This window comes from Demequina sp. (assembly GCF_016278765.1).
Lineage (GTDB): Bacteria > Actinomycetota > Actinomycetes > Actinomycetales > Demequinaceae > Demequina.
The window spans coordinates 22,754-46,566 of sequence record NZ_JADQBE010000065.1 but is presented as its reverse complement, the minus strand read 5'-3'; the positions used below and the strand labels follow the sequence as shown (position 1 = coordinate 46,566).

Here is a 23,813-nt window from a genome sequence, read left to right as displayed (position 1 = left end):
CATGAGTGCAACTTCTCCCGTCACGTCTGCCATTCCCGGATTCGCCGCCGTCATCCCCGCCGGTGGCGTCGGTTCACGCTTGTGGCCGCTATCGCGGCCCGACAGGCCCAAGTTTCTGTTGGACCCGCTGGGCGAGGGGCGCACCCTGTTGCAGGCGACCGTCGACCGGCTGCAACCCCTCGCGGACAGCACGATGGTGGTGACCGGTGCGCGGCACGCCGACGCGGTTGCAGAGCAGCTTCCTGGGCTTGCCGGGGCCAATGTGGTCACCGAGCCGAGTCCCCGTGATTCGATGGCCGCCATCGCCCTGGCGGCGGCGCTCCTGGAACGCCGTCACGGGCCGATCGTGATGGGTTCTTTCGCGGCGGACCACGTCATCCGCAAGCCCGCGGCGTTTGAAGCTGCCGTGCGCGAAGCCGTCGAAGTGGCCAGGACGGGCAAGGTCGTCACCATCGGCATCGAGCCGACGGCACCGTTGGAGGCGTTCGGCTACATCGAGGCGGGGGACCTGTTGGGGGACACCGCCCGCAGCGTGGTCGCGTTCACGGAGAAGCCCGACACTGAGACTGCCGAGCGATTTATCGCCACGGGGCGCTACTTCTGGAATGCGGGCATGTTCGTCATGCGCACCGACGTGCTGTTGGGCCACGTGGAGCGACTCCAGCCCGCCATCGCCACCGGCGCCCGGGAACTGGCCGCCGCGTGGGACGGCCCGCGCCGCGACGACGCTCTGGCCCAGTGGTGGCCCACGCTGACCAAGATTGCAATCGACCACGCCATTGCCGAGCCCGTCGCGGCAGAGGGCGGAGTGGCCGTGGTGCCCGCCGATCTGGACTGGAACGACGTCGGTGACTTCGACTCCCTTGCGGGCCTGCTCACGCCCCGGGCGGACGGCGTGATCGAGGTGGATCGGGGCGACGTCACGGCGGTGCAGGACTCGCCGGGAGCGCTCGTCATGGGCGGCAACAGGCCGGTCGTGGTCATCGGCATTCCCGATGCGGTGGTGGTGGACTCCGGCGACGCTCTGCTGGTCACCACCCGAGCCGCGGCTCAGCAGGTCAAAAATGCGTCGAATCTGGTCAAAAACCAGCGGTCGTGACCGTTTCGATGCCGAATGGCAACGTTGCCAGGTTAGCGCACGACATTTGGCGCGTAGCATTGGATTAACGCACAGGCCTGGCGTGGAACAGGCCGCAGAATTGGGGAAACACCTTATGAAGAACACCTTGCGCATCGGTGCCATCAGCGCCGTGTCGGCACTGGCACTCGCCGCATGCTCCAGCGCCCCGGCAGACGAGCCCAGCACCAGCTCCTCGGCGACCGAGACGACTCCGGCACAGACCATCGACTACAAGGCGTGCATGGTCTCCGACGCCGGCGGTTTTGACGACGGCTCCTTCAACCAGTCGGGTTACGAGGGCCTCCAGCAGGCAGCCTCTGACCTTGGCATCGACGTCGCGACAGCCGAGTCGAACGGCGAAGACCAGTACGCCCCGAACATCGAGGCCATGGTCGCCGCCAACTGCGACTTGATCATCACTGTGGGATTCGCCCTCTCGGCCGCAACTGTTGACGCGGCACTCGCCAACCCCGACACCTCTTTCGCTATCGTCGACGACCTGGCCGACAACGACTTCGACGGCACCACCGACGCCCCGAACATCAAGCCGCTGACCTTCCAGACCGACGAGGCCGCATACCTTGCGGGCTACGCGGCCGCCTCGGCTTCCGCGTCGGGCACCGTCGCTACCTTCGGCGGCATGGCGTTCCCGTCCGTCACCATCTTCATGGACGGCTTCCTCGCTGGCGCCAACGCCTACAACGCCGACAGCGGTTCCTCCGTGTCGGTCCTGGGTTGGGACGGCACCGACGGCGCCTTCACCGGTGACTTCAGCGACCTTTCGAAGGGTCAGACCACGGCTCAGGGCTTCATCGACCAGGGCGCGGACATCATCCTCCCGGTCGCGGGCCCCGTGGGTGGCGGCGCTGCCGCTGCAGCTCAGGCCGCTGGCAACACGTGGATCGTCGGCGTTGACGCTGACTGGACCGTCACGTTCCCCGAGTACTCGGACATCATCTTCACCTCGATCCTGAAGAACATCGGCAACGCCGTGTACGACACGATCTCTGAGGGTGCTTCCGACGCCGGTCTGACCTTCACGCCGTACGTGGGCACCCTCGAAAACGGCGGCGTGGGCCTGGCGCCCTTCGCCGCTGGCACGGTCTCGGCTGACGTGGAGGCAAAGCTCCAGGAGCTGACGGACGGCATCATGGCGGGCACCGTTACCCCCAACACCGGTGGCTAGCACATAGCGTTGTCACCAAGAAGTCGCAGGTGGGGCGTGCCGCGGTCACCCCGTGGCACGCCCCACGTGCTTCACTGTGCTTGTCGGTAGTGACGACGCCGCCGACAGGCGACCACAGAAGGGTCTCGACGTGAAACTCGAGTTACGGGGGATCACCAAGAAATTCGGGGACTTCGTAGCGAACGACAAGATCGACCTCACGGTCGAACCTGGCACGGTGCACGCCCTGTTGGGCGAAAACGGTGCGGGTAAGTCGACGCTCATGAACGTACTTTTTGGTCTCTATGACGCCGATGGCGGTGAGATCCTGGTCGATGGCGAAGTCGTGAACTTCGCTGGCCCGGGTGACGCCATGCGCGCGGGCATCGGCATGGTGCATCAGCACTTCATGCTGGTCCACCCGTTCACCGTGGCGGAGAACGTCATGCTCGGTCACGAGCAGTTGGCGTCCAACCGACTTCTCGACGTCGAGGCGGCGCGCCGCAGGGTGCTCGAGATCTCCGACCGTTTTGGGTTCAATGTGGATCCCGATGCCGTGGTCGAAGACCTATCGGTGGGTGCGCAGCAGCGCGTCGAGATCATCAAGGCGCTGTCCCGTGACGCGAACGTGCTCATTCTGGACGAGCCGACGGCAGTGCTGACTCCGCAGGAAACGGATGAGCTGCTCGACATCGTCGGCCAGTTGCGTGACTCCGGCACCTCGGTCGTGCTCATCACCCACAAGCTGCGCGAGGTGCAGGCCGTCGCCGACACCATCACGGTGATCCGCTTGGGCAAGGTCGTAGGAACGGCGCTGCCCACGGCCAGCCAATCTGAACTGGCCACCATGATGGTCGGCCGCGACGTGACGATGGCAGTGGACAAGCCCAAGGCGAAGCCTGGCGATGTCGTGCTCGAAGTGACCAGTCTCACCGCGATGGACGAGAACGGCCTCACCACGTTGGACGACGTGTCCCTGGAGGTGCGCGCGGGCGAGATTCTCGCGATCGCAGGAGTTCAGGGCAACGGTCAGACCGAGCTGGCTGAGGCGATCCTGGGTGCCGTGAAGGCGACCTCAGGGTCCGTCACCCTCGACGGCGAGGAAATGCTGGGACGCTCCATCAAGAGCGCATTGAACTCGGGTATCGGGTTCGTACCGGAAGACCGCACCGTAGACGGCATGGTCGCCACGTTCACGATCGAGAACAACCTGGTACTCGACCTCATTGACCAGGCGCCGTTCTCCTCGCACGGCAACATCGACGTGGAGGCTATCGAATCTAACGCTCAGGACAAGATCGCCCAGTTCGACGTTCGTACCACCTCGTCGAAGGCCACCGCGGGTTCGCTGTCCGGCGGAAACCAGCAGAAGGTGGTCCTTGCTCGCGAGCTGTCGCGGGAGCTCAAACTCCTCATAGCATCGCAGCCCACTCGAGGGCTTGACGTCGGTTCGATCGAGTTTGTGCACCAGCAGATCGTCGCCGAACGCGACAAGGGAGTGGCCGTGCTCATCGTGTCGTCCGAACTGGACGAGGTAGTGGCGCTCGCCGACCGGATCGCCGTGATGTACCACGGAAAGATCGTGGGCGTGGTGCCGCCAGACACTGACCGCAACACGCTGGGCCTGATGATGGCAGGCGCCCACGAGGAGGAAGCCGCATGAGCGTCGCCGAGGCCAAGACGGAGACCCCCGAGAACGAGGATCGTAGCGACGATGCCCGATCTTTCTTCCGCGCCGTCGTCGAGTCCAATGGGCTCGTCGTCTTCCTTGCCGTGGTCGCGGCGCTCATCGTGGGCGCCCTGCTGGTGGTGGTGGCCGACAAGTCGGTTCAGGACGCCGCCGGCTACTTCTTCTCACGACCCACGGACATGCTGTCGGCGGCCTGGACCGCCGTCACCGACGCGTATGCGGCGATGTTCCAGGGTTCGATCTACAACCTGCAGGCGGACTCGTTCTCCGGGGCGATCAAGCCGCTGACCAACTCGCTGACGTTCTCCGCGCCGCTGATCTTTGCGGGCCTCGGACTTGGCGTGGGCTTCCGGGCTGGCCTGTTCAACATTGGTGCTCAGGGCCAGGTCATCCTTGGCGCGATCCTGGCGGGATTCGTTGGATTCCAGTTCCACCTGCCGCTGGGGATTCACTTGGCCCTCGCCGTCATCGGCGCGATCCTCGGTGGTGCGCTGTGGGGTTTCATTCCGGGCCTGCTGAAGGCGACCACGGGGGCTCACGAGGTGATCGTCACGATCATGCTCAACTACGTGGGCCTCTACCTGTTGGCGTGGCTGCTCAACCTCGAGTCCTTTCAGGCTCCCGGCTCGGACAACCCCAAGTCGCCGCCCATTGACGGCAGCGCGCAGTGGCCCAAGCTCCTGGGCGACAACTACGGCTTGCACTGGGGCTTCATTGCCGCCTTGCTCGCGGCCTGGGGCGTGTGGTGGCTCATGGAGCGCTCGACGTGGGGCTTCACCTTCCGCGCGGTCGGTGCCAACCCGTCGGCCGCGACCAACGCCGGTATGAACGTCAAGCTCACGTACGTACTCGTCATGGTTATCGCGGGTACGTTGGCGGGCCTCGCGGGCGGCACTCAAGTGTTGGGAACCGAGAAGGCGCTCACCACAGGCATCGCGGGTTCGATCGGTTTCGACGCGATCACCGTCGCGCTGTTGGGGAGATCCCGGCCCGCGGGCATCGTCGCCGCGGGAATCCTCTTTGGTGGTCTCAGGGCCTCCGGCCCCACGCTGCAGGTGCAGGCCAACCTGCCGATCGACATCGTGCTGGTCATCCAGTCGGTGATTGTGCTGTTCATCGCCGCGCCTCCGTTGGTGAGGTTCCTGTTCCGTTTGCCCAGCCCCCGCCTCGTGAAGGAGGTGACCGCATGACCACGGTCAGCGCGTCAGTGCACGCAGGTCAAGTCACGTCCTTCAGGTCCGTCATCAGCGAGTGGAAGGCCGTCATCGGCTACGCCGTGATCGCCCTGGTTGCCCTCGTCGTGTTTGGGTTGCGCACGGAAAGCGGGGTGTCAACGTCGTTCGCCATTTCGCGGTCCGTCGACGCCCTCCAGGTCCCGACGTTCTCGGTGCCGGCGCAGCCGGTCACACTGACTCTGTCGGTCATTCTGTTCGCCCTCACCGGGTATCAGGCGTGGGCCAAGCTGCGCGGTGCGGCGGTGGGCGTGTGGCTACCGATTGCGTTTGGGGTGACTTTCATGGCCGCCTTGCTCACGTGGGCGGGCGCGGGTCGCGAGAACACCAACGTGGCGGTGACGGGAATGTTGGTTTCGGGGGTGTTCCTGGCGGTGCCGCTGGTGTTCGGTTCCATGGCGGGCACGCTGTGCGAACGATCCGGCGTGGTCAACATCGCGATCGAGGGCCAGCTGCTCGGAGGCGCGTTCTTGGCCGCCGTGGTCGCGTCGGTGACCAACAACGCCTACGTGGGCATGCTGGCCGCCCCCATCGCGGGCGCTCTGGTGGGAGCGCTGCTCGCATTGTTTGCAGTGCGGTACTGGGTGGATCAAATCGTCGTCGGCGTGGTGCTCAATGTGCTCGTGATCGGCATGACCAGCTTCCTGTTCTCGACCGTCCTGAGTGACAACACCGACCTCAACCAGGCGGGCGCTCAGATCGGCGCTCAGGGTGGCGTGGTGATTCAAAGCCTGCCGATCCCACTCCTGTCCGACATCCCGATACTGGGCCCCGTGCTGTTCGACCAGAACGCGCTGGTGTACATCATGTACGCGATTGTGATCGTGTTCCAGATCATGCTGTTCAAGTCGCGTTGGGGCCTGCGCGTGCGCGCGGTGGGCGAACACCCCAAGGCGGCGGACACGGTGGGCATCAAGGTCAACCGGACCCGCGTGCGCAACACCATCCTGGGCGGCGCGATAGCCGGTCTGGGTGGCGCGTTCTTCACGGTCGCCTCGGGGCTCGCGTTCTCCAAGGAGATGACGGCAGGCAAGGGCTATATCGCCTTGGCCGCCATGATCCTGGGTCGGTGGAACCCCAAAGGCGCGCTGCTGGCGGCGTTGCTCTTCGGGTTTGCCGACGCGCTGCGCATCCAGCTGGGCGTGATCGGGTCGGCGATTCCCAGCCAGTTCCTCGCGATGCTGCCGTACCTGGCCACCATCTTTGCCGTGGCCGGACTGGTGGGACGGTCGCGCCCGCCGGCCGCCGAAAACATCCCCTACAAGAAGTAATCCATGACTGATATTGATTGGGCCGGCTTGCGGTCGGCGGCGCGTGCCGCCTCCGAGCGGGCCTATGTGCCGTACTCGCACTACCCGGTGGGCGCCGCGGCGCTCACCGACACCGGCCAGGTGGTGACGGGCGCCAACGTGGAAAACGCCTCGTACGGCCTCACCCTGTGCGCGGAGTGTGCACTGGTTTCCAAGCTCCACACCGACGCCCTGGGCACCCGCCTGGTCGCGTTCGCTTGCGTCGATGCGGCCGGTTCGCCTCTGCAGCCGTGCGGCCGATGCCGTCAGTTGCTGTACGAGTTTGGTGGCGACGAGTTGCTCATCGACGGGCCCGAGGGCACGCTGACCATGAAGGACATCCTGCCGTGGGCCTTTGGCCCGCAGCACCTGGAGGACACGAAATGACCGAGGCCTTCGACGCCGTCGATGTGATCGTCACCAAGCGTGACGGGCGACGCCTGAGCCCCGAGCAGATCGACTGGGTGGTGGACGCCTACACGCGGGGCGTGGTCGCGGACGAGCAGATGAGTTCGCTCGCCATGGCGATCCTGCAGCGCGGTATGGACCGTACCGAGATAGCGCGCTGGACGCAGGCAATGATTGCGACGGGCGAGCGGCTCGACTTCTCGGGGCTGTTGCGTCCCACGGCCGACAAGCACTCAACCGGTGGAGTGGGCGACAAGATCACGCTGCCGTTGGCACCGCTCGTGGCCGCCTGTGGTGTGGCAGTGCCGCAGTTGTCCGGCCGCGGCCTCGGCCACACGGGCGGCACCCTGGACAAACTTGAGTCCATCCCCGGTTGGCGCGCGTCCGTCTCGAACGAGGAGATGTACGCACAGTTGGAAGAGGTTGGCGCCGTCATCTGCGCGGCCGGCTCCGGACTGGCACCGGCCGACAAGAAGCTCTACGCCCTGCGTGACGTCACCGGCACCGTGGAGTGCATCCCGCTGATCGCGAGTTCCATCATGTCCAAGAAGATTGCCGAGGGCACCGGCGTGTTGGTGCTTGACGTCAAGGTGGGCTCGGGAGCGTTCATGAAGGATCTCGACAGGGCGCGCGAACTCGCGGCGACACTGGTCGAGTTGGGCACCGACGCGGGAGTCGTGACGTCGGCACTGCTGACCGACATGTCGACCCCGCTTGGCCGGGCCATCGGCAACGGGCTTGAGGTCACCGAGTCGCTGGAGGTGCTCGCCGGAGGCGGCCCCACAGACGTGGTCGAACTCACCGTGATGCTGGCCCGCGAGATGCTCGCCGGCGCGGGAGTCGCAGATGTGGATCCGGCCGAGGCGCTGGCCGACGGTCGCGCCATGGACGTGTGGCGCCGCATGATCGAGGCTCAAGGCGGAGACGCGGATGCGCCCATGCCGGTCGCTCCTCACACCGAAGAGGTGCGTGCGGAGTCCGACGGCGTCATCGCCCGCATGGACGCCCTGGGCGTGGGAGTGGCGGCGTGGCGACTTGGCGCTGGGCGGGCCCGCAAGGAGGACCCGGTGCAGGCGTCGGCCGGCGTGTTCCTCCACAAGACGCTGGGAGAGACCGTGCGCAAGGGTGACATCATCATGACTCTCAATACGGAAACCCCGAAGCGTCTGGCTCGCGCACAGGAAGCACTGGCGGAGGCATGCGACGGCCAGGGCGCGTTTGAGATCGCCGCGAACGGTGCTGAGCGTGGTCCCATCGTGATGGATCGGATCGGGACGGCTACGTAGCAGTGGCGTGGACGCTGGTCTCCCTCGCCGCGCGCACCGGGCGCGCGCTGGGGGGACGCCGCGCCTTCATTTCGCGGGCGGCGACCGACCGTGCCGCCGCACTGTTGCTGACCTCCCCGGATAGTCCTGACGTCTTTGCCCGGGTGTGTGCGCGACGCTTGGAGGCGGCCTCCCCGGCCGACCGCAAGGCCCTCGAGGCGGCCCTGTCGGAAGTGGGCAATGACGCCCCCGTGGTGGAACGGGCCATCGCGACCGGCGCACCGCTCGATGCGGTCGCCATCCTGGCCGCCGCGTGGGAATCACTTGACGCCGACGCGAAGGCATTGGTGCGTGACCCGCTGTCGCGCCGCGACCCCGGACCCGTGACCTGGAGCAGGGTCACTGCCACGCAGGTCAACCAGACCACGTGCGGCGCGGCATCCATGGCCATGATGCTCATGATGGGCGACCCGCTGGTGGCGATGTGGGTGGCCTCCGGGCGCCGCGGAGGCGCCTACATGCCGCCCGAGGTGCTTGCGGCCGATGTCCGGGGCGGCGCTCACCACACCGTTGCTGACCGCTGGGACGCCCTGCAACTGGCGATCCATGACCGCGTGACGCGCCACGGCCTGGGGTTGGTCGCGTGGCCGAAGGCGTACGGCACGCCCCCGTGGCGGGTCGACGACCTCACGCGCTTTGCCGGGCTGCGCTTTCGCGGGGTCCTGGTGGACGATGCCCGGGCCGACGAGGTCTCGGCGCTGGCCGCCCACGCGCGCGCCGCCTTGGCGGACGGGATCCCCGTGCCCCTGTTCGTGTCCGGTGACTCTGACCGGGGGCTGGACGCGGTGGTGCCGCGCCACGTGGTGCTGCTGGTGGGCGTTGATGGCGACGCGTTCCTGGTCTACGAACCCTCAAGTGGGGCGTTGCATCGGCTGGACTTGGGCTCGGTGGGTGGCGGGCCGGTGGCCGCGCTCGGGAACTGGAACCGGCTGGCGTGGGCGGTGCTGCCGAAGGCGAAGGCGCGTTAGGCGCCGGCGGTCCGCCGACGGTGGGTACCCCGGGTGCACCGCGGGGCCTGTCGGGCGCGGGGCGCGTCGGGCGCCGTGCGAGCACCGACCGTGCGCTCCTACCCCCGCAGCACCTTCTCCATGGCCTTGCCGCGCGCGAGTTCGTCCACGAGCTTGTCGAGGTAGCGGATCTTCTGCATGAGCGGGTCCTCGATGTCCTCGACCCTCACGCCGCAGATCACGCCGGTGATGAGCGGGGCGTTGGTGTTCACGGTGGCGGCGTCAAAGAACTCCTCGAACGTCGTGCCGGCGTCCAGGTGCCTCTCGAGAGCGGCACCATCGAAACCCGTCAGCCACTCGATGACCTGATCAAGTTCCGCGCGCGTGCGGCCCTTGCGCTCAAGCTTGGCAACGTACAGCGGGTAGACCCTCGCCACCGGCATGCCGAAAATCTTGCTCATGTCACGAAGCGTAACCGCCCGTCCGATGCGGTTCTAGGGTGGTCGTATGCCCACTCCCGACTTCGTCCTCGACCTGCGCGCCAAGATCGGCCACGACCCCCTGTGGCTGCCCGGCGTGACCGCCGTGGTGCTGCGCGACACCGGCGCGGCCGGGTGCGACGTGCTGCTGGTCAAGCGCGCCGACACGGGCGCCTGGACCCCGGTCACGGGCATCGTCGATCCGGGCGAACAGCCCGCCATCGCCGCGGCGCGAGAGGTGCTCGAGGAGGCGGACATCGTGGCCGTGCCGGAGGCACTAAAGTCGGTCCGCTCGCTACCTCCGATGCAGTACGCGAACGGCGACCGGTCACAATACTTGGACCTCACCTTCCGCTTCCGCTACGTCAGCGGCGAGCCCCACCCGGCCGACGGTGAGAACACCGACGCCGCCTGGTTCTCGGTGGACGCCATGCCACCGATGACCGACGACATGGCCGCGCGGGTCGCATCGGGGCTGGCGCCCGGCGACGTGTGTGCGTTCGAGGGCTGAGCCAGCGTGTGGCCGGATGTGAGTCCGCCGTAGGCTTGGCCCCATGACTCTTACTCACCATGAGCTTCGCGCCCTGCCCAAGGTCCTTCTGCACGACCACCTCGACGGCGGGCTGCGTCCGTCCACCCTTATCGAATTGGCGGGCAAGATCGGCCACGAGCTGCCCTCCACCGACCCCGACGAGTTGCAGAAGGTGTTCGTGGAGAACGCCAACTCCGGCGACCTGGTGCGCTACCTCGAGGCCTTCGCCCACACGATCGCCGTGATGCAGACCGCCGAGAACCTCACCCGCGTGGCCCGCGAGGCGGTGGTGGACCTGGCCGAGGACGGCGTGGTGTACGCCGAACTGCGCTATGCGCCCGAGCAGCACCTGGAAGGTGGACTCACCCTGCAGGAGGTTGTCGAGGCGGTGCAGGCTGGCATTGAGGAGGGTGTGGCAGAGGCCGCCGAGGCGGGCAGGGGTATTCGCGCGGCGGCGCTGCTGGACGCCATGCGTCACCTGGGCCGCTCGCTCGAGATCGCCGAGCTGGCACTGGTCAATCGCGGCACCTGCTGCGTGGGATTCGACATCGCCGGGCCCGAGTTCGGGTTCCCGCCGTCGAAACACGCGGACGCCTTCGCACTGCTGCGCGACAACCACATGGCCGTCACGATTCACGCGGGCGAGGCCGACGGCGCCGCCTCCGTGGGCGAGGCCCTGGGGCTGGGCAGCGCCCGACGCCTGGGCCACGGTGTGCGCATCCACGAGGACATCGAGAACTTCGGCACCGACGAGGAAGCTGTGTTCGGCGTGATCGCCCAGCACGCGCTCGACCAGCAGATTCCCCTCGAGTGCAGCCCCACGTCCAACGTGCACACGAGTGCGGCGCCGTCGATCGAGAAGCACCCGATGCACGAGCTGCGCGACCTGGGCTTCGCCGTCACCATTAACACGGACAACCGCCTGGTCTCCGGCGTGTCCATGACGGGCGAGTTCGAGGCCATGGTGGGCGCGGGCTGGACCAAGGAAGACCTGTTCGAGGCCACCTTGGTGGCCGCGTGGGGTGCCTTCCTGCCGTATCACGAGCGCGCGGACCTGGCCGAGACCATCGTCGAGGGTTTCGAGGGCTGAGCCAACGTACGCTGGTGTCATGACTCTCTCTCGTGCGGAACTTGCTCGCCTCGTTGACCACACCCTCCTGAAGCCCGAGGCCACTACCGCCGACGTCGCGGCCCTGGTGGCTGAGGGCGCGGAACTGGGCGTGTACTCCGTGTGCGTCTCGCCGTCGATGATTCCGCCGTCGGTACCGGACGGCCTGCTGGTCGCGACGGTCTGTGGCTGCCCCTCCGGCAAGCACACCTCCGCCGTGAAGGCCGCGGAGGCCGCCGAATCCATTACGAATGGCGCAGACGAGGTGGACATGGTGATCGACATCGGCGCCGCGCTCGCGGGTGATTTTGGCGCAGTCCAGGCCGACATCGCGGCCGTGCGCGCGGCCACCAAGGGCGTGGTGCTCAAGGTGATCATCGAGTCCGCTGCGTTGACCGACGACGCCATCGTGGGCGCGTGCAAGGCCGCCGTCGCCGCCGGCGCCGACTTTGTGAAGACCTCCACCGGCTTCCACCCCGCGGGCGGCGCGAGCGTGCACGCGGTAGAGCTCATGCGCAAGACCGTGGGCCCCGACATGGGTATCAAGGCGTCGGGTGGCATCCGCACGGCCGAAGCCGCACTCGAGATGATCGCGGCGGGCGCCACGCGCTTGGGCCTCAGCAGCACGCGCGCCGTGCTCGATGGTGTGGGGCCTGTTGACGGCACGACCCCCACGGGTGACGCCGGGTACTAATTCTCGAGGTCGGTCGTCATGCGCGCCTCATCCGGACATGTACAGGGTGAGAGCAACCCTGAGGAGGAGCCATGACCGATCACGAACCACGTGAACTCGACGCACTGCTGAGCGCGTCGTCGCCCGCGACAAGCGAGCACGGCCCGGTGCGCACAGCAGCACTCGAGACGATGGCGCGTGACGCGCGCCCGAGCCGAGGTCGCCGCGTACGTCGACCGGTGCTCGTTGGAGCGGGCGCGTTGGCACTCGTGTTCGCCGGCGGGATGGGGGCCAGCGCGGCCTTCGATTGGCACCTCCCGTGGCAGAACGATGCCGCGGGATCCTACGTCTACACTTTGCCAAGCGGAGCCGAATGCAGCGGTATCTTGGGCAATGTGCAGGGTCCGGCCAATATAGTGGCTGCGACCAATGCGTTTATGGCCCGTTCGGATCTGCTCGATGTGATCGACGTCGATGCCGCGATCGCCTTCCTCCGCGCGAACCCCATGACACACGTCCTCCCTGATGGCAGCGAGGTTGCCGTGGTTCCAGGCAGTCCCTACTGGACGGCCGACTATGAGTACGAGTTGGCATTCCAGAAGGCATTCCAGGACGGGTTGCGGGCCGACCTTGCCGCCGAGGGTTACGACCTGAACTCCCTCACGTCCTTCGAGGAAGGCTTCACCTGCCCCGGCGCCGACAACCCCGACTGGATGGACCAAGCGGGTGGCTGACCTTACCCCCGCGCTCGACGCGAATGCCGGTGCGCTGCTGAGTTACCTTGAGCGGCGCATCGGCATCGACGACGCGCCCGATGCGCTCGTGGAGGTCATGACCGTGGTGTGGCGGCGCGAGGCCGACCTCCCCTCGGATGAGATCGACGTGCGCATGTGGATGTTCGGGATCGCCAAGGGGGTGGTGGCTAACGCGGCGCGCGGCAAGGTGCGGCGCGCCAAGCTCGCCGACCGGCTGCGCGCGGTGACTGCGGTGTCTAGCGGTGCTGGGTCGAGTGGCGCGGCACCTGCCGCAGATCACGGCCACGAAGTACGCGACGCGATTTCCCGGCTTGACCCCGAGCTCGCCGAAGTGGTGCGCCTGTTCCACTGGGACGGTTTCAGCCTGGGTGAAGTGGCGCAGCTCGAGGGCATCCCCGCATCCACCGTACGTAGCCGCTATGCGCGCGCCAAAAGGGAGCTCGCGACCGCGCTCGGCGCGCAAGACCGGGACTCGGTCGCGAGGCGGGCGTAATCCCCTTGGAGTGGGCCCCCGTCACGAGCGTTGCAGCTCCAGCAGGGCTGGCTCCGTGAAGAACTCACTACCACACGGACATCAGCGATGCGGAGCACCCTTGGCGAACCGCGTGTGGGTCGAACCAGTAGTGAGTTCTTCACGCGGACGCAGGATTCGGCCGCCGGGCGGGCGCCGAGCGCGTCACAGCAGGTGCCCCTCGCAGGGAAGACCTCTAGACCCCGAGCAACTTCTCCACATCGGCGCTCAGTGCTGTCATCGCGACCCCGGCGGCGGCGCGCGCACTGCGCACATCTCCACCGGTGACCGGCTCAATGACCTCGAGGTACGCCTTGACCTTGGGCTCCGTGCCCGAGGGCCTGATGATCACCCGCGCGCCCGACTCGGCGGCCAGGTGCAGCCCGTTGGTGGGAGGCAGTCCCGCGAAGCCGTCGTTCATGTCGTCGGTTGCGGTCACGGGCGAGCCGGCCAGGGTCGAGGGCGGCTCGCCCAGCAGCCGCGACATCAGCTCCGGAATCTGAGCGAGGTCGTCGAACCTCGCAGAGACCTGTGACGACAGATACACGCCGTAGTGGCGAGCGAGGTCGTCGATCGCGTCGGCCAGGGTGCGGCCGTCGGCCTTCAGTTCGGACACCATCTCCGCGATCAGCACCGCGGTGGAGACGCCGTCCTTGTCGAGCACCACGTCCGGCGCCACGCAGTAGCCCAGGGCCTCCTCGTACCCGTAGACCAGATGGGGTGCCCGGGAGATCCACTTGAAGCCCGTCAGCGTGCTCGCATGGGCCAGCCCGTGGCGCCTGGCGATCGCCACCAACTGCTGGGACGAGACGATCGAGTTGGCCAGAGTCGCGAGAGGCTCACCCGCGAGTGCGGCCGCCATCCGCTCGCCCAACAACGAGCCGACCACGTCGCCGTGCAGCATCCGCCACTCACCGTCGATCACCGTGGCCACCGCACATCGGTCCGTGTCCGGGTCATTGGCGATCACCACGTCGGCGTCGATGGTGGTCGCCAGCTTGAGGGCCAGGTCGATCGCGCCGGGCTCCTCCGGGTTGGGGAACGCGACGGTCGGGAACTCCGGATCGGGCTCGGCCTGCTCGGGCACCGAGGTGAGGTCGGCAAAGCCCGCGGCGGTCAGCGCCTTGCGGACGGTCGCGTCGCCGACGCCGTGGATGGGCGTGAGCACCACCTTGAGGCCCGCGCGGCGCTGGCTCACGTCTCCGGACGGCGGGGGAACCAGGGCGGCGACCTTGGCCGCGTACTCGTCGACGATGCTGGGGGAGAGAATCTCCCAGCCCGACGTCGCGCGCTGCACGCCGGCCACGGCGTCGACCGCCTCGATCAGCTTCGCGATGGCGGCGTCATGTGGAGGGACGATCTGCGCGCCCGCCGCCTCGGGCGTGATCGACGCGCCCAGGTACACCTTGTAGCCGTTGTCCCACGCGGGATTGTGGGACGCGGTGACCATGACGCCGGCGTCGGCGCCCAGCGCGCGCACCGCATAGGCGAGCACGGGCGTGGGCAGGGGGGACGGCAATAGCAGCGCCCGATGCCCGGCGGCCACGGCGACCGCGACGGTGTCGTGAGCAAAATCAGTCGAGCCGTGGCGGGCGTCGTAGCCGACCACGATCGTGCCCGGGCGGCCGAGTTGGGCGGTCACGTAGGAGGAGAGCCCCGCCGCCGCGCGAATGACCACGGCGCGGTTCATGCGGTGGGGCCCGGCGCCCAGGCGCCCCCGCAGACCGGCGGTACCAAACTGCAGCAGGCCGGACATGCGATCGGCTAGGTCGGCCACGGCATCGTCGTCGCCGGCCGCGATCGACTCGAGCACCGCTTGGAGTTCCGCCCGGGTGACGGGGTCCGGGTCGTCGGCCAGCCATTGGGCGGCCGCGACGGCCGCGTCGTCGATCTCGGAAACGTCCACGGCTACATCTTCCCCACGATGTCGGCGAGCAGTCGCGAGATGCGGGGAGCGGCGGCGGCGCCGGCGTCCAGTACCTCTTGGTGGTTGAGCTCGTCCGTGCCGATGCCGGCGGCCAGGTTGGTGACGAGCGAGAGGCCCAGCACCTCAAGGCCCGCCTCGCGCGCCGCGATGACCTCAAGCGCGGTAGACATTCCGACCAGGTCGGCGCCCATGATGGTGGCCATCGTGACCTCGGCGGGAGTCTCGTATTGCGGACCCGTGAATTGCGCGTAGACGCCCTCGATCAGGTCGCCGTCGACGCTGCGGGCCAGGTCGCGCAGGCGGGGGGAGTAAGCGTCGCCCATCGGCACAAAGGTCGCACCCTCAAGCGGCGTGGCGCCCGTGAGGTTCAGGTGGTCGGAGATCAGGACCACCGACCCGGGGCCGACGTGGGGGCGGGTGGAGCCGCACCCGTTGGTGACGACGAGCTGAGTGCAACCCGCTGCGGCCGCCATGCGCACCGCGTGGGTCACGGTCGCCGCGTCCCGCGACTGGTAGAAGTGCTGGCGGGCGCCCAGCACGAGCACCCTCTTGCCACTCGGAGTCAGGAGAGAACGGAAGGTGGAATGATGCCCGGCGACGGCGTGCCCCGTGAACCCCGGAACGTCGGATGCCTCGACGGAGGCGACCTCATCACCAATCACCTCGGCGGCTCCACCCCAGCCCGAACCCAGGATCAAGGCGATGTCATGGGAGGGCACGCCGGTGCGGTCGGCAAGGAGGGTGGCGGCTTCGGCCGCGAGTGCGTGTGCAGACATGGAAATAGCGTATCTCCCGGCCTCGCACCCACCTAGGACCAGGTCAGCCGCGCGTAGCGACACCGCCCTCACAGTGGGACCATGGTCCCATGGTGAATGTGGTCATTGTCGGGGGAGGGCCCGGCGGTTATGAGGCGGCCCTGGTCGCGAAAGCGGCGGGAGCCGACGTCACGCTCGTGGAGCGGCAGGGCCTCGGAGGCAACGCCGTGCTCACGGACGTGGTGCCGTCCAAGACGGTGATCGCGACCGCGGAGTGGCTCACGATCGCGGATCGCGCAGGGCAACTGGGCATTCGCGATACTCGCGGGCACGCCACGGGAGGCGCGAACCATCACACGGTGGACCTTGGCGCCGTCAACGAGCGCGTCACGCGCCTTGCCGACCGCCAGAGTTCCGACATCCATGCGCGGCTCGAGCGCGAAGGAGTGGTGGTGGTACGGGGAACCGCGCAACTGACGTCTCCGTCGACGGTGGCAGTCGACGGCACGGAGCTTCACGCCGACGCCATTCTGCTGGCGCTCGGGGCCCGGCCCCGGATACTGCCCGGCTGCGAGCCCGATGGGGAACGCATCTTTACGTGGACGCAGCTGTACGCACTGCAGGAGCTCCCCGAGCACCTGATCGTGGTGGGTTCGGGCGTGACAGGTGCCGAGTTTGCGGGCGCCTACCGGACCCTTGGCGCGCGGGTCACACTCATTTCCTCGGGCGACCGCGTGCTCGCCACCCAGGATCCCGAGGCGGCCGCCGCGGTGCAGGACGAGTTTGCCCGCCGCGGCATGACGGTGCTGGGCGGTGCCCGGGCCGCGTCCGTCGAGGCGGTCGCCGGCGGAGTGCGTGTCACGCTGGCCGACGGCCGCGTGATCGAGGGTTCTCACTGCCTGATGGCGGTCGGAGCGGTCCCCAACACGGAGGATGTCGGCTTGGCCCACGCCGGCGTGGACGTCGACGCTCGCGGATACATCGAGGTGGACCGCGTGTCGCGCACGAACGCCAAGGGCATCTACGCCGCGGGCGACTGCACCGGAGTGCTGCAACTCGCGTCGGTGGCGGCCACCCAGGGTCGGATTGCCATGGCCCACGCCTTGGGCGATGCAGTCAAGCCGCTCGATCTGCGTGAGGTGGCATCGAACGTCTTCACGCTTCCGGAAATCGCGTCCGTGGGCGCGACGGAGGCGGACCTCCAGCGACGCGGCATCTTCTATGAGGTCTCCAGGTTGGACCTGGCCCGCAATCCGCGTGCCAAGATGCTGGGCATCGAGCACGGGTTCGTCAAGATCTTCGGCCACACGGTCACCGGCCAGATCCTGGGGGCCGTGGTGGTGGGGCCGCGCGCGGGCGAGAGCATCTTCCCCCTCACGCTCGCCGTCACGCATCACCTCACGGTTGACGACGTGGCGTCGGCGTTCACCGTCTACCCGTCCTTGGCGGGAACCATCGCCGAGGCGGCACGCCGGCTCCACACCATGACCGACGGCGACGGGACGCGCTGACGGACGCTAGGTCACGAGCGATACGCCAACGTCATGACCGGAACACCTAGCCCGCGTCGGTCGCGACAAAGTCGGCACGGATGTCATCGCCATCCATGCCTGGGTCGCACGACGTGACGTACGTGCCGGGTTCCAGTTGGGCGACAAGGTCCCGCGTGAGGCCGGGCCCGACGTTCTCCACTTCGGCCACGATCGTGGTGCCGTCGGCCTCGTACACATAGAACTCGGTTTCCTGGGAGCCGTCATTCGTCACGGAGAAGACGACGTTGCCTGCGGGTGCGGACGCCTGGGCGACCACGCAGCTGTCGTCGGTGGAGGACACCGCCACGGTGAGGTCGCCCCCGGAACTCGAAGCGGTGCATGCGGTGGCGGCAAGGGCAGAGACGGGCAGGAGGCAGGCAAGCGCCCACCTGTGGGTGGTGTTCATGGTGATTCCTTGTCAGTTCAGACGGACGTGGCGACCGCTTGCTGCGGCGCCTTGTGCGGTGTGCGCGCAAACGCCATGCGCACGAACAGCCACATGGTGGGTACGACGTAGGCGACCCACGCCACCGCCTCAAGAACGGTCGTGGAGGGGGAGAAGTTGAAGATGCCCTTGAGGAGCGTTCCCAGCACCGAACCAGGGGTGATGGTGTCGCTCACATCGAATGCGAGGGTGTTCATGCCGGGAAGGACACCCGCCTCCTGCAGGTCGTGGATGCCGTAGGAGAGCACTCCACCGGCCACGATAATCAGGAAGACTCCGGTCCACTGGAAGAAGACGCGCAGATTGATGCGGACGGCCCCGCGGTAGATGAGCGCGCCGAGCGCGACCGCGGTGGCGAGGCCGAGTGCGGCGCCGACGATGGGTGCGGCGGTCGATCCTGCGGCCTCGATCCCGGCCCACAGGAACAGTGCGATCTCGAGGCCCTCGCGGCCGACCGCGATGAGCGCCATGGCCAGGATCGCACCCTTGCCGACGGCGATAGCGCGTTCCATGCCGTCTTCGAGACGTTGCTTCAGGAAGCGGGCGGTCTTGCCCATCCAGAAGATCATCCACGTGATGAGCCCCACCGCCAGGATGCTGAGGCTGCCGCCGATGATCTCCTGTGCCGTGAAGCTCAGGCCGCGCGGTCCCAGCGTCAGGGCCGCGCCCACGGCCATCGACACCCCGATCGCGATGCCCACGCCGTTCCACACCGACGGCAGCAAGTCACGACGCCGCGTGCGCACCAGGTAGGCGACCAGAATGCCGATCACGAGGGCCGCTTCGAGACCCTCTCGCAAGCCGATGAGGTAGTTGGCGAGCACGTGGCCTCCAGGGGGTGAGTAAGGCTGACCTAACTCGACGAGGCTATGGGGCATCAATGGCCCGTGTCAATATTTCGCAACGGATACGTTGCGAAATTCGCTGGGGTGGGCCGAAGAGGCCCAGGCGCCTACTCCGAAGGGGAGTCGACGATGTCGCAGATCAGCGCGCCCGCCGTCACCGAGGAACCCACTGCGGCCGTCAAACGGCTCACCACGCCCGTCCTGTGGGCCCTCAGAGGCTGTTCCATCTTCATCGCCTCGAGCACCACCACGAGGTCGCCCTCGGCCACCGTGGCGCCGTCCTCGACAGCAACCTTGACGATGGTTCCTTGCATGGGCGAGGACAGGGTGACGCCTGACGAGGCCCGCACGGTCCCCGCCTTCTTGGTGGTGCGGCGCGTGGGGGTGCCGGCCCGGGCGCGCGCTCTGCCGGCCTGCGCGAGCGCCGCCGGGAGCACCACCTCAAGCCGCTTGCCGCCCACCTCGACCACCACACGCTCGGTCGCGGGGCCCTCATCGCCGCCGTCGGCCGAGCCGGCGGCGCCCAGCGCCTCCACGGTGTCGGCGAAGCCGGTCTCGATCCACGTGGTGTAGACGCCGAAGCCCTGGTCGCCGACGAACTCGGGTGCGCTGAGCACCGCCGCGTGGAAGGGAAGCACCGTGGGGATGCCCTTCACGACAAACTCGGAGACGGCCCGACGCGCACGCTGAATCGCCTCGGCGCGCGTGGCGCCCGTCACGATGAGCTTGGCGATCATGGAGTCGAAGTTGCCCGAGACAGTGTCGCCTTCGCGCACGCCGGCATCGACGCGGACGCCGGGGCCCGCTGGCAAGCGCAGGGTGTTGATCCGACCGGGCGCGGGAATGAAGCCTGCCGATGGGTCCTCGCCGTTGATGCGGAACTCGATGGAATGCCCGCGCACCTGAGGCGTGAGGTTGGCGATCGGCTCGCCCGCCGCAATGCGGAACTGCTCGCGCACCAGGTCCACGCCCGTGACCTCTTCCGACACGGGGTGTTCGACCTGGAGTCGGGTGTTGACCTCGAGGAAGCTGATGGTGCCGTCCACGCCGATGAGGAACTCGCAGGTGCCGGCGCCGACATAACCGGCCTCGCGCAGAATGGCCTGGCTGGACTGCACGAGCCGGGCATTCTGATCGTCGGTGAGGAACGGGGCGGGCGCCTCTTCCACCAACTTCTGGTGGCGCCGCTGCAGCGAGCAGTCGCGCGTGGAGACCACCACGATGTTGCCGTGCGTGTCCGCCAGGCACTGGGTTTCCACGTGACGCGGCTTGTCAAGGAAACGCTCCACAAAGCACTCGCCGCGCCCGAATGCCGCGACGGCCTCGCGAGTCGCCGAGTCGAAGAGTTCCGGGATCTCCTCGCGGTGGCGTGCCACCTTCAGCCCGCGTCCGCCGCCGCCGAAGGCGGCCTTGATAGCGACCGGCAGGCCAAACTCGTCCGCGAAGGCAACCACCTCATCGGCCGATGCGACGGGGTCGGCGGTGCCGGGAACGAGGGGGGCCCCGGCCGCCTGGGCGATGTGGCGGGCGCTCACCTTGTCGCCGAGCGACACGATGGCGGCGGGCGGCGGCCCGATCCACACGAGACCGGCATCGAGCACCGCCTGCGCGAATTCGGCGTTCTCCGACAGGAAGCCGTACCCGGGGTGGATTGCCTCCGCTGTTGAACGCCTGGCGACGTCGAGGATCTTGTCGATGTCGAGGTAGGACTCCCGCGCGGTCGTGCCGCCAAGGGCGTAGGCATCGTCCGCAAGCGAGACGTGGGGGGCATCGCGGTCGGGATCGGCGTACACCGCGATCGAACGCAACGAGGCGTCTTGACAGGCGCGGATCACGCGCACGGCGATCTCGCCGCGGTTGGCGATGAGAACCGAGGAGAACGCAGGCACGTCGCTCAACCTACCTTGGCCACAGCCGCCTGCACCGACCCGGGACTCTCATGCGGACGGATTTGGTCGGAAGTACAGCACTTAGGGATCATGTTGTGGAAAACCTACAACGAATCGATCGAGAATCGAGGCTACCTCGTCGCTGGTTGTGGGTACGCAACAAACCGCGGTCTAGGACCCGCTAGCGCCACAGGTCCCGGATGAGCACGCCACACTCGCCGAGCAGATGCCGTAGCACCGGCAGGCTGACGCCCACGACGTTGTGATGGTCGCCCTCGATGCGCTCCACGAAGGGGCCGCCGAGCCCGTCGACGGTGAACGCTCCCGCGACGTTCAATGGTTCGCCGGTGGCGACGTACGCGTCGATCTCGCCGTCCGTCAGGTCGGCAAAGTGGACCGTGGTGGACGCCGTCTGCCCCGTGTGCGAGCCGTCGCCGGAGCGCGCGTCGACAAGCCAATGCCCGGTATGGAGCACGCCCGTGCCACCCCTCATGGCGCGCCAGCGGTCGCGGGCGGTCTGAGCGTCGCCTGGCTTGCCCAGCACCTCGCCGCCGAACTCGAGCATCGAGTCGCAGCCGAGCACCAAGGAACGGGTTCCCTTGGCGGCGACGTCCTCCGCCTTGGCTCGCGCCAACAGCAACACCGCTGTGGTGGGGCTCACGCCCTCGGGTGACGCCGCGGTGGCGCCGGCGAGCACGGCGTCTTCGTCGACGTTGCTGACCACCACGGTGGGGGAAATCCCGGCGGCGCGCAGCACGGCCAGGCGGGCGGGGGAGGCGGAGGCAAGGATGAAGGGGACGCTCACCCAAGTGAGCCTAGCGAGTGACCCCGCCATCCTCGGGCGGCGGTGCCGTCGCGCGGCCGGTGCCTAAGCGGATGCGAGCGGACACCCGGCACACGCGGGCGACGACTGGGGTATGCACGTGCCGCATGCCGCCGATGCCGACACCACGAGTCCCAACCGGGCGGCCTGGTCGGCGACGGCCTCTGCCAGATCGAGGGGGATGCCCAAGGTGCGTGCCGCGGCACGCGGGCTCTCGCCTGCGGCCAACCGCTCCATCACGGCCCCGAAGACGCCGCTCACAGCAGCCTCCCCAGCTGAAACACCGCGGTGGCCATCAGGTATGCGCCGGTGAATTGAGCGCCGGCCGCAAGGGCCGTCCAGCGCCAGCCGTACAGCCGGCGCTGCTCGGCCAACGTGGCCATGCACGGCACGTAGGACAGGGTGAAGATCATCAGCGCCAGGGCCGCCGCGCTCGCGTGCCCACCGGAGGTCTGTGTGACCGTGGCGCGCAGGTGCTGACCCAGGGTGGCATCGGCGTCGGCGGCGGCATCGTCCACCGCGTAGGACTGGGCGAGGGCCGCGATCACCACCTCCTTGGCCGCCACGCCGGTCACGAGTGCGGAGGCGATCTTCCAGTCGTTGAGGCCCATCGGAGTCAGGCCGGGTGCGGCCGTGTGGGCTACGGCACCGTACGCGGAGTCCTCGATGGGAACGTCCGCGAGCGGGTGGCCGCCGCGCACCGGAATCGCCTGCAGCACCCACAGGGCGATCACCACCAGCACGATGATGGTGCCCGCCTTGCGCACGAACGAGGACACGCGGGTCCACACGCTCATGCCCAACGAGCGCGCGTGCGGAGACTGGTAGTCGGGCAAGGCGATGATGAGCGGTTCGGGGACCACGTCACGTAGCACCGTGCGGCGCGCGATCAAGCCCCAACCGATGACGAGCACCGCCGACCCGACGTACATGGCGAACACGACCGTGCCCGCCTGGGAGGGGAAGAACGTGTGGGCAAGCATGAGATAGGCGGCCAGTCGCGCCGTGCAGGACGTGAGGGGTACAAGCAATCCCGTGAGCAGTCGCTGCCGGGCGTGAGGCAGCACGGCCGTCGCCGACAGCGCGGGCACGTTGCATCCAAAGCCCACGATGAGCGGCAGCATGGCCCGGCCATCGAGGCCCAGGGCGCGCATCGAGCGATCCGCCACCACGGCCACGCGCGCGAGGTACCCGCTGCCCTCGAGCGCGCCCACTGCGGTGAACATGATCGCCATCAGGGGCACGAACGACAGCACGGTGCCCACGCCGGCGAGCACTCCGTCAACGGCGAAGGACACTATCCAGCCGGGCGCGTTGATCGCACCGAACGCGGACGACACCGCAGTCGCCACGGGACCGCCGACGAGCCGGGCGGCGGCGTCCATGAGCGGGCCCGCGACCGCGGTGGTCAGTTGGAAGACGGCCCACACGACGACGAGGAAGGACGGGAGTCCAAGCCACGGGTTGAGGAGCACCGAGTCGAGGCGGTCGGAAGCAGTCAGGCGCGGCTCGCCGGTGGGCACGGCGGCGTCGGTCACCGACTCCACCCAGTCGAACAGGTGCTGCGCGCACGCCAGGGTGTCGGGCAATGTAGCAGCGTGCAGGTCAGGCTCGATCCCGCGCACCGTGGGGGGCTCCACGAGAGCCGCGGCGACGGCGAGTTCAAGGGCCGTTGAGCCGTGGCCCGTGCGCCCGTTGACTTCCACCACGGGAACGCCGAGGCTGGCGGACAGCGCCGCAGCATCGGGTCGAAGCCCTCGCGCCTGAGCGAGGTCGACCATGGTGAGGGCCGCCACCACCGGCTGACCTGCGGCGGCGACCTGTCCCAGCAGGTACAGCGACCGACTGAGCGCCGTGGCGTCGAGCACCACCACCGCGAGGTCGTGGCTGGAGTCCTCCACGGCGTCGGCGGCCACCTGTTCATCGGGCGAGCGGGAGATGAGGCTATACGTGCCCGGGAGGTCGACGAGCGACACGGCATTGCCACCGACGCTCCAACTGCCCGACGTCAGCGCAACCGTGGTGCCCGGGGCATTGACGACGCGCTGTCGCGACCTCGTGAGGGCGTTGAACAGCGTCGACTTGCCGACGTTGGGATTGCCGACGAGCAGAACGCTCGCGGTGCGCACGGCCTGCTTCATGTCGGGTCCACCTCGATGAGTGAGCACGTGGTGGCGTCGATCGCCAGACGAGCCGCACCGATCGACACGATGCGCGACCCCGACGCCCCGCGTGCGGTGAGGCGCAGCACGGTGCCGGGTCTCAGCCCCATTTCGCGCAGCCGCAACACGGCGGCAGACTCGGCGCTCACCGCACGCACGTGGGCGCGGGCGCCGGTCGGCAGTGCCGTGAGTTCCATGCCA

24 protein-coding genes are annotated in these 23,813 nt (G+C 68.1%); 14 read left to right on the top strand and 10 right to left on the bottom strand.

Translation table 11 applies throughout. From position 1 onward, the window contains the following. Position 1 precedes the first annotated feature (1 nt). The 8 genes from QZZ29_RS10720 to QZZ29_RS10685 all read left to right on the top strand — a co-directional run bounded on the left by QZZ29_RS10720 (position 2) and on the right by QZZ29_RS10685 (position 9,197). Positions 2-1,099, top strand: a complete 1,098-nt coding sequence (locus QZZ29_RS10720; protein ID WP_291383161.1) for a mannose-1-phosphate guanylyltransferase — start codon at positions 2-4, stop codon at positions 1,097-1,099. A gap of 115 nt (positions 1,100-1,214) precedes the next feature. Beyond that, complete coding sequence (locus QZZ29_RS10715) at positions 1,215-2,306, top strand: BMP family ABC transporter substrate-binding protein (RefSeq protein WP_291383159.1); 1,092 nt, start codon at positions 1,215-1,217, stop codon at positions 2,304-2,306. Positions 2,307-2,436: 130 nt separating this feature from the next. Beyond that, entirely contained in the window at positions 2,437-3,948 is a 1,512-nt protein-coding gene (locus QZZ29_RS10710; RefSeq protein WP_291383158.1) for an ABC transporter ATP-binding protein, read from the top strand. Then, complete coding sequence (locus QZZ29_RS10705) at positions 3,945-5,165, top strand: ABC transporter permease (protein ID WP_291383157.1); 1,221 nt, start codon at positions 3,945-3,947, stop codon at positions 5,163-5,165. Before QZZ29_RS10710 ends, QZZ29_RS10705 begins: the two co-directional genes overlap by 4 nt. Then, positions 5,162-6,478 carry an ABC transporter permease gene (locus tag QZZ29_RS10700; RefSeq protein ID WP_291383155.1) on the top strand — a complete coding sequence of 439 codons (1,317 nt, stop codon included), beginning with the start codon at positions 5,162-5,164 and terminating at the stop codon, positions 6,476-6,478. Before QZZ29_RS10705 ends, QZZ29_RS10700 begins: the two co-directional genes overlap by 4 nt. Before the next feature lie 3 nt (positions 6,479-6,481). Next, positions 6,482-6,883 (top strand): cytidine deaminase, encoded by a 402-nt coding sequence (locus QZZ29_RS10695; protein ID WP_291383154.1) that lies wholly within the window; start codon positions 6,482-6,484, stop codon positions 6,881-6,883. After that, positions 6,880-8,190 carry a thymidine phosphorylase gene (locus tag QZZ29_RS10690; RefSeq protein ID WP_291383153.1) on the top strand — a complete coding sequence of 437 codons (1,311 nt, stop codon included), beginning with the start codon at positions 6,880-6,882 and terminating at the stop codon, positions 8,188-8,190. Before QZZ29_RS10695 ends, QZZ29_RS10690 begins: the two co-directional genes overlap by 4 nt. Positions 8,191-8,192: 2 nt before the next feature. Continuing rightward, positions 8,193-9,197, top strand: a complete 1,005-nt coding sequence (locus QZZ29_RS10685; RefSeq protein ID WP_291383151.1) for a hypothetical protein — start codon at positions 8,193-8,195, stop codon at positions 9,195-9,197. A 98-nt stretch (positions 9,198-9,295) separates the two neighbouring features. On the opposite strand, the gene QZZ29_RS10680 is transcribed toward QZZ29_RS10685, so the two are convergent. Beyond that, positions 9,296-9,637 (bottom strand): DUF2200 domain-containing protein, encoded by a 342-nt coding sequence (locus tag QZZ29_RS10680; RefSeq protein WP_291383149.1) that lies wholly within the window; start codon positions 9,635-9,637, stop codon positions 9,296-9,298. A gap of 46 nt (positions 9,638-9,683) precedes the next feature. On the opposite strand from QZZ29_RS10680, the gene QZZ29_RS10675 reads away from it, so the two are divergent. The 5 genes from QZZ29_RS10675 to QZZ29_RS10655 all read left to right on the top strand — a co-directional run bounded on the left by QZZ29_RS10675 (position 9,684) and on the right by QZZ29_RS10655 (position 13,216). Beyond that, positions 9,684-10,166, top strand: a complete 483-nt coding sequence (locus QZZ29_RS10675) for an NUDIX domain-containing protein (protein ID WP_291383147.1) — start codon at positions 9,684-9,686, stop codon at positions 10,164-10,166. Positions 10,167-10,209: 43 nt separating this feature from the next. Continuing rightward, positions 10,210-11,277 (top strand): adenosine deaminase, encoded by a 1,068-nt coding sequence (locus QZZ29_RS10670; protein WP_291383145.1) that lies wholly within the window; start codon positions 10,210-10,212, stop codon positions 11,275-11,277. Positions 11,278-11,296: 19 nt separating this feature from the next. Further along, positions 11,297-11,989 carry a deoxyribose-phosphate aldolase gene (gene deoC, locus QZZ29_RS10665; RefSeq protein ID WP_291383144.1) on the top strand — a complete coding sequence of 231 codons (693 nt, stop codon included), beginning with the start codon at positions 11,297-11,299 and terminating at the stop codon, positions 11,987-11,989. Between the two features lie 71 nt (positions 11,990-12,060). Beyond that, complete coding sequence (locus QZZ29_RS10660; protein WP_291383142.1) at positions 12,061-12,702, top strand: hypothetical protein; 642 nt, start codon at positions 12,061-12,063, stop codon at positions 12,700-12,702. Next, positions 12,695-13,216 (top strand): sigma-70 family RNA polymerase sigma factor, encoded by a 522-nt coding sequence (locus QZZ29_RS10655; protein ID WP_291383140.1) that lies wholly within the window; start codon positions 12,695-12,697, stop codon positions 13,214-13,216. Before QZZ29_RS10660 ends, QZZ29_RS10655 begins: the two co-directional genes overlap by 8 nt. Before the next feature lie 214 nt (positions 13,217-13,430). Here the strand turns inward: QZZ29_RS10655 and QZZ29_RS10650 are convergent, their stop codons facing one another. Both QZZ29_RS10650 and QZZ29_RS10645 read right to left on the bottom strand, forming a co-directional pair. Next, positions 13,431-15,140: a phospho-sugar mutase gene (locus QZZ29_RS10650; protein ID WP_291383139.1), complete on the bottom strand. Its 1,710-nt coding sequence runs from the start codon at positions 15,138-15,140 to the stop codon at positions 13,431-13,433. A gap of 2 nt (positions 15,141-15,142) precedes the next feature. Further along, positions 15,143-15,937: a purine-nucleoside phosphorylase gene (locus tag QZZ29_RS10645; protein WP_291383137.1), complete on the bottom strand. Its 795-nt coding sequence runs from the start codon at positions 15,935-15,937 to the stop codon at positions 15,143-15,145. An 89-nt stretch (positions 15,938-16,026) separates the two neighbouring features. Between QZZ29_RS10645 and QZZ29_RS10640 the strand changes: the two genes are divergently transcribed. Continuing rightward, positions 16,027-17,427: an NAD(P)H-quinone dehydrogenase gene (locus tag QZZ29_RS10640; protein WP_291383135.1), complete on the top strand. Its 1,401-nt coding sequence runs from the start codon at positions 16,027-16,029 to the stop codon at positions 17,425-17,427. 46 nt (positions 17,428-17,473) lie between these two features. Here the strand turns inward: QZZ29_RS10640 and QZZ29_RS10635 are convergent, their stop codons facing one another. From QZZ29_RS10635 to QZZ29_RS10605, 7 genes are all read right to left on the bottom strand, one after another. Next, the gene (locus QZZ29_RS10635; RefSeq protein ID WP_291383133.1) at positions 17,474-17,854 is read right to left on the bottom strand and encodes a cupredoxin domain-containing protein; all 381 of its coding nucleotides are present in this window, start codon (positions 17,852-17,854) and stop codon (positions 17,474-17,476) included. Between the two features lie 17 nt (positions 17,855-17,871). Continuing rightward, on the bottom strand, positions 17,872-18,717 hold the full coding sequence (gene efeU / locus QZZ29_RS10630) for an iron uptake transporter permease EfeU (RefSeq protein ID WP_291383131.1): 846 nt from the start codon (positions 18,715-18,717) through the stop codon (positions 17,872-17,874). Positions 18,718-18,845: 128 nt separating this feature from the next. Then, the gene (locus QZZ29_RS10625; protein ID WP_291383219.1) at positions 18,846-20,627 is read right to left on the bottom strand and encodes a biotin carboxylase N-terminal domain-containing protein; all 1,782 of its coding nucleotides are present in this window, start codon (positions 20,625-20,627) and stop codon (positions 18,846-18,848) included. A 181-nt stretch (positions 20,628-20,808) separates the two neighbouring features. Beyond that, positions 20,809-21,432 carry a Maf family protein gene (locus tag QZZ29_RS10620; protein ID WP_291383129.1) on the bottom strand — a complete coding sequence of 208 codons (624 nt, stop codon included), beginning with the start codon at positions 21,430-21,432 and terminating at the stop codon, positions 20,809-20,811. A gap of 63 nt (positions 21,433-21,495) precedes the next feature. Next, the gene (locus QZZ29_RS10615) at positions 21,496-21,711 is read right to left on the bottom strand and encodes a hypothetical protein (protein ID WP_291383127.1); all 216 of its coding nucleotides are present in this window, start codon (positions 21,709-21,711) and stop codon (positions 21,496-21,498) included. Beyond that, entirely contained in the window at positions 21,708-23,591 is a 1,884-nt protein-coding gene (locus tag QZZ29_RS10610; protein WP_291383126.1) for a ferrous iron transporter B, read from the bottom strand. The genes QZZ29_RS10615 and QZZ29_RS10610 overlap by 4 nt, the downstream gene beginning before the upstream one ends. Next, on the bottom strand, positions 23,588-23,809 hold the full coding sequence (locus QZZ29_RS10605) for a FeoA family protein (protein WP_291383125.1): 222 nt from the start codon (positions 23,807-23,809) through the stop codon (positions 23,588-23,590). The genes QZZ29_RS10610 and QZZ29_RS10605 overlap by 4 nt, the downstream gene beginning before the upstream one ends. Between the last annotated feature and the right edge of the window lie 4 nt (positions 23,810-23,813).